Origin of the sequence: Herbidospora solisilvae (assembly GCF_009901565.1) — a bacterium.
Classification (GTDB): Bacteria; Actinomycetota; Actinomycetes; order Streptosporangiales; family Streptosporangiaceae; genus Herbidospora; species Herbidospora solisilvae.
On sequence record NZ_WXEW01000006.1, the window covers coordinates 70,196 to 83,147 of the forward strand.

General features: G+C 68.7%; 13 protein-coding genes. 5 read left to right on the forward strand and 8 right to left on the reverse strand.

Annotated features, from left to right (window positions below; genetic code table 11):
* Positions 1 to 112 precede the first annotated feature (112 nt).
* The 5 genes from GT755_RS20355 to GT755_RS20375 are packed head-to-tail and all read left to right on the forward strand — an operon-like array spanning position 113 to position 4,473.
* Positions 113 to 1,108 carry an ABC transporter substrate-binding protein gene (locus GT755_RS20355; protein ID WP_161481275.1) on the forward strand — a complete coding sequence of 332 codons (996 nt, stop codon included), beginning with the start codon at positions 113 to 115 and terminating at the stop codon, positions 1,106 to 1,108.
* 4 nt (positions 1,109 to 1,112) lie between these two features.
* The gene (locus GT755_RS20360; protein ID WP_161481276.1) at positions 1,113 to 1,895 is read left to right on the forward strand and encodes an ABC transporter permease; all 783 of its coding nucleotides are present in this window, start codon (positions 1,113 to 1,115) and stop codon (positions 1,893 to 1,895) included.
* Positions 1,892 to 2,683, forward strand: a complete 792-nt coding sequence (locus GT755_RS20365) for an ABC transporter permease (protein WP_328794433.1) — start codon at positions 1,892 to 1,894, stop codon at positions 2,681 to 2,683. The genes GT755_RS20360 and GT755_RS20365 overlap by 4 nt, the downstream gene beginning before the upstream one ends.
* 9 nt (positions 2,684 to 2,692) lie before the next feature.
* Positions 2,693 to 3,469 (forward strand): ABC transporter ATP-binding protein, encoded by a 777-nt coding sequence (locus GT755_RS20370; RefSeq protein WP_161481277.1) that lies wholly within the window; start codon positions 2,693 to 2,695, stop codon positions 3,467 to 3,469.
* On the forward strand, positions 3,466 to 4,473 hold the full coding sequence (locus tag GT755_RS20375) for a methyltransferase (RefSeq protein WP_328794434.1): 1,008 nt from the start codon (positions 3,466 to 3,468) through the stop codon (positions 4,471 to 4,473). Before GT755_RS20370 ends, GT755_RS20375 begins: the two co-directional genes overlap by 4 nt.
* Before the next feature lie 20 nt (positions 4,474 to 4,493).
* Here GT755_RS20375 and GT755_RS20380 read toward each other — a convergent pair whose 3' ends face one another.
* The 8 genes from GT755_RS20380 to GT755_RS20415 form a co-directional block, all read right to left on the reverse strand.
* Positions 4,494 to 5,054 (reverse strand): GTP-binding protein, encoded by a 561-nt coding sequence (locus GT755_RS20380; protein ID WP_034385786.1) that lies wholly within the window; start codon positions 5,052 to 5,054, stop codon positions 4,494 to 4,496.
* A gap of 7 nt (positions 5,055 to 5,061) precedes the next feature.
* Positions 5,062 to 5,433 carry a DUF742 domain-containing protein gene (locus GT755_RS20385; RefSeq protein WP_030455649.1) on the reverse strand — a complete coding sequence of 124 codons (372 nt, stop codon included), beginning with the start codon at positions 5,431 to 5,433 and terminating at the stop codon, positions 5,062 to 5,064.
* Between the two features lie 19 nt (positions 5,434 to 5,452).
* On the reverse strand, positions 5,453 to 5,875 hold the full coding sequence (locus GT755_RS20390; protein ID WP_030455648.1) for a roadblock/LC7 domain-containing protein: 423 nt from the start codon (positions 5,873 to 5,875) through the stop codon (positions 5,453 to 5,455).
* A complete protein-coding gene (locus tag GT755_RS20395; RefSeq protein ID WP_161481278.1) occupies positions 5,872 to 9,108 on the reverse strand; it encodes a nitrate- and nitrite sensing domain-containing protein in 3,237 nt (1,078 codons plus the stop codon). Before GT755_RS20395 ends, GT755_RS20390 begins: the two co-directional genes overlap by 4 nt.
* Before the next feature lie 129 nt (positions 9,109 to 9,237).
* Positions 9,238 to 10,521 carry a glycosyltransferase gene (locus tag GT755_RS20400; protein ID WP_161481279.1) on the reverse strand — a complete coding sequence of 428 codons (1,284 nt, stop codon included), beginning with the start codon at positions 10,519 to 10,521 and terminating at the stop codon, positions 9,238 to 9,240.
* Positions 10,522 to 10,615: 94 nt separating this feature from the next.
* Positions 10,616 to 11,746 (reverse strand): polyamine ABC transporter substrate-binding protein, encoded by a 1,131-nt coding sequence (locus GT755_RS20405; RefSeq protein WP_161481280.1) that lies wholly within the window; start codon positions 11,744 to 11,746, stop codon positions 10,616 to 10,618.
* A 276-nt stretch (positions 11,747 to 12,022) separates the two neighbouring features.
* A complete protein-coding gene (locus GT755_RS20410) occupies positions 12,023 to 12,580 on the reverse strand; it encodes a GTP-binding protein (protein WP_034385780.1) in 558 nt (185 codons plus the stop codon).
* A 7-nt stretch (positions 12,581 to 12,587) separates the two neighbouring features.
* Complete coding sequence (locus GT755_RS20415) at positions 12,588 to 12,950, reverse strand: DUF742 domain-containing protein (RefSeq protein ID WP_030455643.1); 363 nt, start codon at positions 12,948 to 12,950, stop codon at positions 12,588 to 12,590.
* Positions 12,951 to 12,952: the final 2 nt, after the last annotated feature.

Consider the following 12,952-nt stretch of genomic DNA (forward strand, 5'->3'; position numbering starts at 1 on the left):
TATTCCTGTTGAGGGTGATTTCGAACCGATACAGTCTTCGCCGTCGCCCGCCGGGCCCCGCGATCTTCGGCCATGGGCGGGTTGCTTCCCCCCATCTAAGGAGACTCAACCTATGAGGCGCCTATTTGCGGGCCGGACGCTCATCGTGGGCGTGCTGGCCGCGTTGACTCTTTCGGCCTGCGGCACCGGCGAGCCCGACAACAGCGCCACCGGCGGTTCCGGCGGCCTGGAGAAGAGCGCGCTGACGATCGGCGTCGTGGCCGTGCCCGACGCCGCCCCCATCCAGATCGCCCTGGACCGCGGCTTCTTCAAGGAAGAAGGCCTCGACGTCAAGATCTCCGTCGAGGTCGGCGGCGCCGCCGCCACGCCCAAGCTCGTCGCGGGCCAGCTCGACGCCATGCTCGGCAACTACGTCGCGCTGTTCCTCGCGCAGCAGGCCGGCGCCGGCAAGTTCAAGGTGGTGGCCGACAGCTACCAGGCCGCCCCCGACAACTTCGTCATCATGGCCAAGGGTGACAACGCCGCCATCAACACCGCGGCCGACCTCGCGGGCAAGAAGATCGCCGTGAACACCCTGAACGCGATCGGCACCCTCGCGGTGACCGCGACCGCCAAGGTCGCCGGCGTCACGATCAACGAGAAGGAGCAGTACGTCCCCATGCCGCTGCCCGAGATGGGCGCGGCGCTGGAGACCGGCACCGTCGACGCGATCTGGGTCGCCGAACCGTTCATCTCGGCCAACGCCAAGGCCGGCGCCAAGAAGGTCGCCGACAGCATGGCCGGCCCGCTGGAGAACTTCCCCATCGCCGGCTGGGTGATGACCGAGAAGTTCACCAGCGAGAACCCCAAGACGGTCGCCGCCTTCCAGCGCGCCCTGGCCAAGGCGCAGAACCTGGCCGCCTCCGACCGCAAGGTCGTGGAGGAGGCGCTGCCGAAGTACACGAAGATCGACGCCGCCACCGCCGCCGTCATCGCGCTCGGCACCTACTCCACCTCGCTGAGCGAGGCCCGTCTCCAGCGGGTCGCCGACACGCTGACGGAGTACGGCATGATCCCGGCCGGCTTCGACGTGAAGGCCCTGATGACGTCGCCCGCCCCCGCGCAGTGACGACGTGCCGAAGGTAAACGGGGCGAGTCTGCTCCGCGGTCTCATCGGGACCGCGGGGCTGCTCGTCGTTCTGGAGGCGGCCGGCCGGCTGGGTGCGTGGGACACCGAGAGGCTGCCCCTCGTCTCCACCGTCCTGCTGCGGGCCGGCGAACTGCTGGCCGACCCCGAGTTCCTCGTCAGCGCCCGGTCGAGCCTGACCACGTGGGCGCTGGCGCTGCTGGTGACGATCGCGATCGCCGTGCCGGCCGGGCTGCTGCTCGGCATGGTCAAACCCGCCGAGGTGGCGGTGCGGCCGCTGATCGAGTTCCTGCGGCCGATCCCCTCGGTCGCGCTGATCCCCCTGGTCATCCTGCTCTACTCGGAGACCACCCACATGCGGATCACGGTCGCGGTGTACGCCGCCCTGTGGCCCGTGCTCATCAACACCATCTACGGCGTGCGCGACATCGACCCGCTGGCCAAGGAGACCCTGCGCAGCTTCGGCTTCGGTCCCGGATCGGTCGCCTACCGGGTGGTGCTGCCGGGCGCCGCGCCCTTCATCGCCACCGGCATCCGGCTGGCCGCCTCGGTCGCGATCGTCCTGGTCGTGACGTCGGAACTGATCGCCGGCGGCATCGAGGGCATCGGCGTCTACATCACCATCGCGGCGAGCGGCAACCGGCTCGACCTGATGATCGGCGCCACCATCCTGGTCGGCCTGTTCGGCATCCTGGTCAACGCGCTGCTCGTGGCCGGCGAGAACCGGTTGTTCCGGTGGCACCGCGCCAGAGCGGGGGCCGCCACGTGAGACGAGCGACCTCCGGCGTGCTCCGGTTCTGGATCGTGCCCGTGACGCTGGTGTTGTGGGAACTGCTCACCCGGATGGCCGGATCGCCGTTCTTCCCCCCGCCCAGCCGGATCGCGGGCCAGTTCTACGACATGTGGCTGAGCGGCCCCGTCTCCCAGCTCCTGCTGACCGACAGCGCGCTCGACACCTTCGGGCCCAGCCTGGGCCGGCTGCTCGCCGGCTGGACCATCGCCGGCGTGCTGGGCATCGCCCTCGGGGTGGCCCTCGGCCGCATCCGCGGCCTGGCCGATTACACCGACCCGGTGCTGCAGTTCCTGCGTGCCCTGCCGCCGCCGCTGCTGGTGCCCATCTTCTTCGTGCTGTTCAAGGTCGGCACCCCCACGCAGCTCGCCGTCATCGTCTTCGGCGTCATCTGGCCGGTGCTGGTCAACACGACCGACGGCGTCCGCGCGGTCGACAAGGGCTTCCTGGAGACCGCACGGGTCTTCCAGTTCAGCCGGTACGACATCCTCCGCCGCGTCATCCTGCCCTCGGCCATGCCGAAGATCTTCGCGGGCCTCCGGCTGAGCCTGTCGCTGGCGCTGATCCTGATGGTGGTGTCGGAACTCGTCGGCAGCAACAGCGGCATCGGCTACAGCCTGCTCTACGCGCAGCAGTCCTACGACTACGCCGGGGTCTGGGCGCACATCGTCCTGCTCGGCGTGCTCGGCCTGCTGTTCAACGCCCTGTTCCTCGTCGCCGAGGGCCGCGTCCTGTCCTGGCACGCCAACGCCAGGCGCAACGTTTAGGAAGATCCGGTGCTTGAGTTAGTCGATCTGAGCCACACCTACGGCTCCTACCGGGCCATCGACCGCGTCAACCTGAAGGTCGCCCAGGGCGAGGTGGTCTGCATCGTCGGGCCGTCGGGCTGCGGCAAGTCGACCCTGCTGCGGTCGATCGCGGGGCTGATCAAACCCACCGGCGGCAACGTCCTGCTCGACGGCAGGCCCGTCGACGGCAGCCCCGAGAACCTGGCCGTGGTCTTCCAGGACTACAGCCGCTCGCTCTACCCGTGGATGTCGGCGCTGGCCAACGTCGGCCTGCCGCTGCGCCGCCGGGGCCTGGACAAGAAGCGGCGCGAGGCCGCCGCCATGGCCGCCCTCGAACAGGTCGGCCTGGCCGGGGCCGCGGCCAAGTTCCCGTGGGAGATGTCCGGCGGCATGCAGCAGCGGGTGTCGATCGCCCGCGCGCTCGCCTACCAGCCGAAGCTGCTGCTGATGGACGAGCCCTTCGGCTCGGTCGACGCGCAGACCCGCGAGGAGCTGGAGGACCTGACCCTCCGCGTCTGCGCCCACCACGGCATGACCATCCTGCTGATCACCCACGACGTCGACGAGAGCGTCTACGTCGGCGACCGCGTCGTGGTGCTCAGCAAGGCCCCGGGAACGGTGGTGGGCGACCTGCCCGTCCAGCTCCCCGGGCCGCGCGACCAGATCCACACCCGTGAACTCGACGCCTTCGTCCGGCTCCGCGCCGAAGTCGGCCGTCTCGTCCGCGGCATGACCCCTCACCGAAACGGAGTGGAGACCAGGTGACCCAGAACGACCCGGCCGCCCCGGTATGGGAAGCGATCTACGGGATCTCCCGCTTCGCCGCCCTCGCCACGATGGCGGAGCTGGGCTGCGCCGACCATCTCGCGGCCGGCCCGCTGACGGCTGACGTGCTGGCCGAGCGCTGCGGCGCCGACCCGCTGTCGCTGCACCGGACGCTGCGTGAGGTGGCGTCGATGGGCTTCCTGCGCACCGTCCCCGAAGGATACGAGCTCACCGAGTCGGGCCACCTGCTGCGCGAGGACGTGCCAGGTTCGGTCCGTTCGGCCGTGCGCATGGTCGGCGAGGAGGCCTTCTGGTACGCCATGGGCCGGCTCCCGCAGACGGTGCGCACCGGGAAGAGCGCCTTCAAGGAGAAGTTCGGCCACGTCTACGAGTACGTCGGCCGCAATCCCGAGATCGCGGTGCTGTTCGACCACTACATGACGATCCGCGCCGAGCCCTTCGCCTCCGGCCTGGCCGACAACTACGACCTGAGCGGCGCCCGGAAGGTCATCGACCTGGGCGGCGGGCGCGGGCACATCCTGGGCGCGCTGCTCACGGCCAACCCGCACCTGCAGGGCGTGCTGTTCGACCTGGAGCGGGTGCTCGGCAACGGGCGGGACGCGCTCACCGAGGCGGGCCTCGCCGACCGCTGCGAGTTCGTCGTCGGCGACTTCTTCGCCGGCATCCCGAGCGGCCCGGACGTGTTCCTGCTGGCCAACGTCATCCACAACTGGAGCGACGAGGACAGCGTGCGGATCCTGCGCAACGTCCGGGCGGCCATGCCCGACGACGGACGGGTGCTGATCCTGGAGATCGTGCTGAGCGACGACGACTCGCCCCACGTGGGCAAGGACGGCGACATCCGGATGTTGTCGCTGTCGGGCGGCGGCATGGAGCGCACGCCCGCCGAGTATCAGACGCTGCTGGAGAAGAGCGGCCTCACCACGGCGCGGATCCTGCCGCTTCCCGGGTGGGCCAGCGTCATCGAGGCCGTACCCGTTTAAGACGGGACCGGGGTCCCCGGCTAGCGCTGCCAGCCGGGGACCGCGACCCGCATCGTCAAAGCGTGTTCCACCAGGGTGATGAGCGTGTTCTTCACCGAGTCACGGGACCGCGCGTCGGTGCGCACGATCGGGGTGTGCGGCGACAGCGACAACGCCTCGCGCACCTCGTTCTCCCCGTGGGGGAAGCTGCCGTCGAACCCGTTGATGCCGATCACGAAGGGGAGCTGCGCCTCCTCGAAGTAGTCGACGGCCGGGAAGCTGTCGGCGAGGCGGCGCGTGTCGACCAGCACGACGGCGCCGATGGCGCCCCGCACCAGGTCGTCCCACATGAACCAGAAGCGGTGCTGACCGGGCGTGCCGAACAGGTAGAGGATCAGATCCTGGTCGAGCGACACCCGGCCGAAGTCCATCGCCACGGTCGTGGTGGTCTTGTGCGGGGTCAGGCCGACGTCGTCGATGCCCTCCGACGCGTCGGTCATCACCGCCTCGGTCGTGAGCGGCACGATCTCCGACACCGCACCGACGAATGTCGTCTTGCCGACGCCGAAGCCACCCGCCACGACGATCTTCGTCGAGGTCAGGCCCCGGCTAGAGCCTGCGAAGTCCACTGAGCACCCTTTCCAACAAACCCAGATCCGGCTTACCCGCGTCGAGCTGCGGCTGGTGCACCTGCACCAGGCCCTCCGCCGCCATGTCGGCGATGACCACCCGCGTCACGCCCAGGGGCATGCGCAGCATTGCCGAGATCTCCGCGACCGACCTGACCTGACGGCAGAGCGACGTGATCGCCTGCCGTTCCGGGGGCATGGTCGAGAGGTCCACGTGCGCCGCTATGACAGAGGAGACGAGTGCCTCCATGGCGAGCTGAACTCGCGGGGCCGTGCGCCCACCGGTCACCGCATAGGGGCGCACCAGCGAACTTTGCTCCGCCGGGGGCTCACCTGTCCAGCCGCCTGCCACGGCGACCTCCTAATCTCGATCAACGGGGGTGGGAAGCCTGGAGCTCGGCGCGGACGGCCGGGGTCAGGACCTGACCCGCCCGCTCGACCAGCAGCGTCATCTGGTAGGCCACCAGACCCATGTCACAGTCGGCCGCGGCGAGCACGGCCAGACAGGAACCATCGCTGATCGACATGATCAACAGCAGCCCACGCTGCATCTCGACCACGGTCTGCGTCACGGCTCCACCCTCGAAGACCCGCGAGGCGCCCTGCGTCAAGGAGATCAGCCCGGCGGCCACGGCCGCGAGCTGGTCGGCGCGGTCCTTCGGGAATCCCTCCGAGAACGCCAGGGGCAACCCGTCAGCGGAGACCACAACCGTGTGCGCCACGCCGGGCACGTTGTTCACGAAGTCTGTGATCAGCCAATTGACGCCGCGAGCGGCCTGGCTCATTTCCCTCATGCCTCATCCTTATCGGTCTCTTGACCCTGACCCTGGGCGGGGTTTGCCCCGGGCCAACCCTGCTCCTCGCTGATGTCTCCCCTCGCCACCGCGCGGCCCTGGCGTACGCCGGCCTGGAAGCTGGCCAGGCGGTTGCGCACGCGATCGGGCGACAGCGACGGCGCGGGAGCCACCGGCACGGGAGCCGAGGACGCGGCCAGATCGGCCGAGCCCGGCACCAGGTTGGCCTTGGGCACCCGCTTCGGCAGGCCGGACGAGGTGATTCCGCCGAGTGAGGGCTCGGCCGCCGCCTGGGCGGCCTGCCAGCCGGCGTCCACCGCGGGGGACGACCACGCGGTGCGCTCACCGGGGCTCTCGTCGTCACCGGGAACCTCGGGCTGGTCCGGCGCGCGCCGGAACCAGTCGGACTCCACGGCGGCGAAGATCGGCAGGAACTCGTCGATCTCGTCGAGGGGCGAGTTGCGGACCGCGGGAAGCGGTCCGGTGTTGTCGACATCAGGTTCGAAGGGCCCGCGCTGCGCGGGCGTGCCCGGCCAGGAACCGTTCTCGGCCGGTCCGCCGGGCCATGCGGGGGTGCCGACGCCGGGCGTCTGGCCCGGCCACGGCGTGTCGTTGGCACCCGGATGCGGGTAGCCGCCCGACGGGAAGCCGCCCATGGTGTGACCACCGGTGTCGAAGCCACCCCGCTGGTCGTAGGCGGGCGGCTCGAAGGCGCCGCTGTCGAGCGGGCCGCGGGCGAACGCGTTGCGGTCGAACGGACCGGTGTCGGTCGGGCTCGGACCGCCGCCGAACATCCGCGGGCCGGTGTCGAAGGAGCCCCGCTCCGGCATGGGCGCGAAGGGGTCGCGCTCCGGCTGGTCGAAGGGGTTGCGCTGCGTGGCGGGCGGCCCTGCGGGGGGCCCGGCGGGAGGCAGGGTGTTGGCCGGGGGGTTGTCGAAGGGGTTGCGCTGCGGGAGCTGGCCGAACGAGGAGTCGAACGGCGTGCCCCCGGTGGTGCTGCCCCACGGGTCGGGCGGCCCGTCGCTGCCGAAGGGCCGGGGCGCCGTCTCGAACGGGGTCGGGCTGGCCAGCGCGGGCTGCTGCCCGAACGCGACGGGGGCCGGCGTGCCGAACGAACCGGTCGGCGAACCGGGCAGCCCGGGCTGGGCGTTGGCGGGCAGGCCCTGCTGCGGGGCGCCGGGGAAGGCGCCGGCGGGCTGGGCGAGCAGGCTCTCGGGCAGCAGCACCATCGCGGTGAGGCCGCCGACGTCCTGCTGGCGGAGCTGGACGCGGATGCCGTGGCGCAGGGCCAGGCGGCCGACCACGAACAGGCCCATCCGGCGCGACACCGACACGTCGACGACCGGCGGGTTGGCCAGGCGCCAGTTGGCGGCGGCGAGCTCGTCGCCGGTCATGCCGATGCCGACGTCACTTACGGAGATCATCAGACCGCCGCCGTCGATGCGGTTGCTCGACACGGTGACGCGGGTCTCGCGCGGGGAGAAGGAGATGGCGTTCTCGACCAGCTCGGCGATGAGGTGGACGACGTCGTTGACGGACTGACCGACGACGGCCGCGCCCGACTGCACCTGGATGGCGACGCGTTCGTAGTTCTCGACCTCGGAGAGGGAGGCGCGGACGACGTCGACGATCGGGACCGGCTGGCCCCAGCGGCGGGCGGGTTCCTGGCCGGCGAGGACCAGGAGGTTCTCGGAGTTGCGGCGCATGCGCGTCGCCAGGTGGTCGAGCTTGAACAGGTTGCCCAGTCGCGTCTCGTCCTGCTCGCCCTGCTCCAGGCCGTCGATGAGGGACAGCTGGCGTTCCACCAGCGTCTGGGTGCGGCGGGAGAGGTTGACGAACATCGAGTTGACGTTGCTCCGCAGGCGGGCTTCGTCACCGGCCAGCCGGATCGCCTCGCGGTGGACCTCGTCGAAGGCGCGCGCCACTTCACCGATCTCGTCGGAGGTGGTGACGCCGATCGGGGTGACCACGGGCAGGTCGGCGGCCTCACCGGACTCGCGCAGCTTCTGGACCGTGTCGGGAAGCCGCGAACCGGCGATCTCCAGCGCCTCGCGGCGCAGGCGGCGCAGCGGCCGGGTGAGCGAACCGGCGACCAGGGTGGTGATGACGAGGACCACGAGCAGCAGGACCACGATCAGCACACCGGACACGATGGCGCTGCGCTGCTCGGCGTCCTGGAGGGTGACCGACTGGTTGACGACCGAGTCGCCGACCCGCTTCTCGACCTCGCGCATCAGGTCGATGGTCGCGGTGGTCGAGTCGAACCAGCGCTGCAGGTCGTCGTTGCGGGTGCGGTCGAGGTCCTGGATGGCTCCGTTGAACTGGCGGAGCTGGGCGAGGGCGGCGGCGCGCATCGAGTGGGCGCGCTCGGTCATCTCGCCCCTGACCGTCTGGCGGTAGAACGAGTTGTCGGCCGGCGAGGCCTCGCTCTGGAAGATCGCGAGCTCGGCGTCCTGCGAGCGGCCGGCGCTCAGGAAGTCGGACAGGTCGTCGTAGTCGAACCTGACGTTGCGCTGCTGCGGCCGGCTCGCGAGCGTGATGGCCAGCAGGCCGCGGCTCTTGGAGATGTCTTCTTTGGCGCGGGTGAAGGCGGCCAGGGCGGTGGTGTCGGCGAACAGGCGTTCGTCGGAGCCGGCGGAGCGGATCAGGTCTTCGTGGAGCGAGGTGAGCTCCGAGATCATCGTCGTGTACATCACGATGGCCGCTCGGGCGGGCACGCTGTCGTTCTCGAGGACGCCTTCACGGAGACCGGGCAGACCCCGGAGCCATCCGGCGATCTTCGCGGCCCGGCTGAGCACACGGGCCGAGTGGCTGGAGTCGAGCGACTGGAGCGTGGCAACCGCCTTGCCGGAAAGCACGTCGACGTCGCCCGAGACCTTCTGGACCTCGTCGAACCGGCTGTTCCTGCGGCCGTCCTGGATGAACAGGGCCGTGTAGTCACGTTCCTTGGCCAGCTCGTGGTTCAGCTCGTCGAGCTGGACCACGAGCCGCGCGACCTCGGTCAGTCTCCGGTACTCGGCGGAGGTGTTGATCGCGGAGGTGAGCTGCACCGCCGCGAAGATGACACCGACCACCGTCGGGAGCAGGATCAGGGCGACGAGACGGGACCGCACCCGCCAGTTTCCCAGCCGCATGAACGCGGCCCCTGGAGCTTTGGCGGCGGGGGCGGGCGCCGCCTTCTCCTGCACGCCTGCCTCGATGCCGAGGCCACCTCTCGGGTCGTGCGTTGTCACTGGCTTTTACAACCTCTCGCCTGTCACACCTGTTGCCCTCTATGGCACCAGAAATTGGAACACACTGTTACCAGATCAGCGAATTACGCCTGGCTCGCCGAATCGGACATTCAGTGCGATTGGTGCTTATTACTTGGCCGCGACCTTCTCGATGACGTCCGCGGCCACGCGGAGGCCGTCTCGGCGGCGGAGCTCCTCCCCCTTCGCGGCCAGGTCGGCGCGGAGGGCGGAGTCGCCGAGCAGGCGGTCGACGGCCCCGATGAGCTCCTCGTCGGAGAACTTGTAGGTGTCCAGCCGGACGCCGTAGCCCTTCTCGTCGACACGCTGGGCGTTGTCGTACTGGTCCCAGAACAGGGGCAGCACGATCATCGGCTTGCCGAAGTGCAGCGCCTCGGTGGTGGTGTTGTTGCCGCCGTGGGTGATGACGAGGTCCACCAGCGGGATGATCTTCGTCTGGGGGACGAACTCGGCGCCCCACATGTTGGAGGCCAACTCGATCTCCTCGTGGAGGGGGCCCTTGGAGACGATGTACTGATGCGGCGTACGCGACAGCACGTCGATCACCCGGCGCATCAGCTCGACGTCGGCCGAGCCGAGCGAACCGAGCGAGAAGTAGATCAGCGCGTTGTCACCGCGCTCGAACGGCAACGTGAAGTCTTCGTCCGTCTCGCGTACCGACGAATCCAACCGGGTCCACGAAGGCCCGAGCGGGCGCTCGACAGTGTAGTCGAGGAATTCGGGGTAAACGTAGAGATTGGCGTCACCCTCGTGGATGAAGTCGAGGTCCGGGAGCGGCGGGGCGCCCTGCTCCACGACCCACTCGTTGAACGCCGTCCAGATCTCGCGGTGGGTGCGGTCGTACTCCTCGTTGAACTCCTTCCACCCCTCACCGGTGGCCGGGAGACCCGAGAAGACCGGGGCGACGCCCTCGCCGCGCATCTCCAGCGGGTTGCACGACATGATGCGCACGAACGGCACGCCCGCGGTGAGCAGCGCGGGGAAGGTGATGACGTTGTCCTCGACGATGACGTCGGGCTTCACCCGCTCGATGATCGCCTTGAGCTGGGGCTCGCAGTACTTGGCGCCGTCGATGAGGGCGTCCCAGATCGGCTTGGTGACCGTCTCGAGCTGCTCCTGCGTCGACTTGCGGTATTCGGGCGCGGTGTCGCGGATGAAGTCCTTCCAGAACTGGCCCGCGTCCTGCTCCTCGGCGTCGTCGGCCGGCGGGGCGAGGTCGACCAGGTCCTCCTCGAACCCGAGGGCGGTCAGCTTGCCCTTCCACGACGCCTCGGCCGCGAACACCACACGGTGGCCGCGCTTGAGCAGGACGTCTCCGATGCCGATGCAGTTGTTGGTGGGCCCGTACGCGCTCTCCGGCATGAACAGGACGGTCAGCGGCTTCTCAGCAGACATTGGGGTTCTCTTCTCGCGGTAAACGATCGTTCCAACGCTCGCGGCGAAAAGCGGCGAAGCCCCCGGGGACTCCGCCGCGGTGCCCGTCACAGCGTCACTGCGCGGCGGTGACCTCGGTCGACAGGGTCGTGTACTTCACCGAGTCGGCGCCCAGGTCGATGATCGACTCGCCCTGCAGCAGGTCGGCCGGCGTGTACTTCAGCGGCTCGTTCGAGGCGAGGACCTCGGCCGGGATCTTCTCCATCGCGGCCTTGTTGGGAACCTTGTAGAGGATGTTCTGGGCGGCCCAGCCGTGCTGCTCCGGGTCGAGGATGAAGTTGATGAAGGCGTGCGCGGCTTCCTTGTTCTTGGACGCCTTCAGGATCACCATCGTGTCCACCCAGAGGTCGCTGCCCTCCTTGGGCACGACGAAGCCGACGTTGGGCTCACCGGTGGGGCACCAGCCGTCCCAGGCCTCGGCCATGACGGCCTCGCCCTTGGTGACCTTGGCGCCGAAGTCGGTGTCGTCGAAGGCCAGCAGCTTGGGCTTGGCGGCCTCCAGCATCTCCTTGGCCTTGGCGATCACGGCGTCGTCGGTGGTGTTGATCGACGCGTTCATGGCCTTGAGGGCGGGCAGCGCGAGCCAGCGCTCGGTGGTCATGAGGGTGATCTTCTTCTCGTACTCCGGCTTCGGCTTGAGAAGATCGTTCCAGCTCGTGGGAGCGGGCTTCACCAGGTCGGTCCGGTAGCAGATGCCGGTCGTGCCCCAGGTGTAGGGAACCGAGAAGTTGTTGCCCTTGTCGTAGGACAGGTTCGAGGCCTCGGGGTAGAGGTTCGCGAGGTTCGGGATGAGCTCCTTGTGCAGGGGCTCCAGCAGGCCTGCCTCGTTGAGGGCCTGGGCGTACTGACCCGACACGAAGGCCACGTCGAAGCCCTCACCCTTGGAGGCCGTGATCTTCGCCATCGCGGTCTCGTTGGTGTCGTGAATGGCCTTCTTGATGGTGAAGCCGAGCTTCTCCTTGACGCGCTTGTCCAGATCCTCGGGGCTGTAACCGTCCCAGATCGTGAAGGTGAGGCTCTGCTTGGTGAGATTGGCGTTCGGGTCGAGCTGCGCGGCGGTGGCGCTCGGCGCGGTGCCCTCCGCCGTGTTGGCGGAGTTGGAGCCGCCACACGCGGCCAGGGCGAGGACAAGGCCGGCGGCGGTGACAACAGCCGGCAGATGACGGGTGTGCCGGATTCGGGACACGACCGCTACTCCTTCTGAAATTTGCCTGGTGGCCTGCAGGGGGGCAGACCAAAGGGGGAGTGTTGCAGTACGTATCAACACAGATCAAGACTTTTCAGGACATTGTTAGCTGGACGTTCACACTTCGATTTGAAGGATGCTTCAGCATCCTGTCAACCAGTGAAATGGGACTCCAACTCACAAACATCCACAAACCACCACAACCCGGACAAAAACATGGGCCACCTGCCGGGGACAGATGGCCCTCAATGCCCGTGAGGTGCGGATTGTTCCCGATCAGTATTGCCGACCGTATGCGGAACGTACGGTCAGTACGTACTCAACAAGGGTGATCAGGGTGGACTTGACGGCTTCGCGGGACCGCGCGTCCGTCCGCACGATGGGCACGTGCGGCTGCAGCGACAGGGCCTCGCGAATCTGCTCCTCGGCGTGCATGAACACGCCGTCCCACCCGTTCAGCGCCACGACGAACGGAAGCTGCGCCTCCTCGAAGTAGTCGATCGCCGGGAAGCTGTCGGCAAGCCTGCGGCTGTCGACCAGAACGACCGCGCCGATCGCGCCGCGGACCAGATCGTCCCACATGAACCAGAACCTGTGCTGCCCGGGGGTTCCGAACAGGTAAAGGATGAGGTCCTGATCGAGCGAGAGACGACCGAAGTCCATGGCCACCGTGGTGGTCGTCTTCTCGGGCGTGAGCCCGAGGTCGTCGATCCCCGCGCTGGCGTCGGTCATGACGGCCTCGGTCGTCAGCGGAAGGATCTCCGAGACGGCGCCGACGAACGTCGTCTTGCCCACGCCGAAACCACCCGCCACGACGATCTTCGTCGAGGTCAGGCCGCGACTAGAGCCTGCGAAGTCCACTGAGCACCCTTTCGAGCAAGTTAAGGTCGGGCTGACCAGAGCTGATGAGCTGTGGCATGTGCAGTCGCACCAGCCCTTCGTCGGCCATGTCGGCGATCAGCACCCGTGCCACCCCGAGGGGGACCCGGAGCAGCGCGGAGATCTCCGCGACCGATCGCACGGATCGGCAGAGCGTCATGATCGCCTCCTGCTCGGGGCCGAGCAGGGAGTAGTCATCGCCCATCATGGTCGCCGTGGAGACCAGCGTCTCCATCGCCAGATGGTAACGCGGCTCGGCGCGTCCTCCGGTGACGGCGTAAGGACGGAAAAGGGGTTCGTCCTCGGTCCCCTCACCCGCGCGCATCG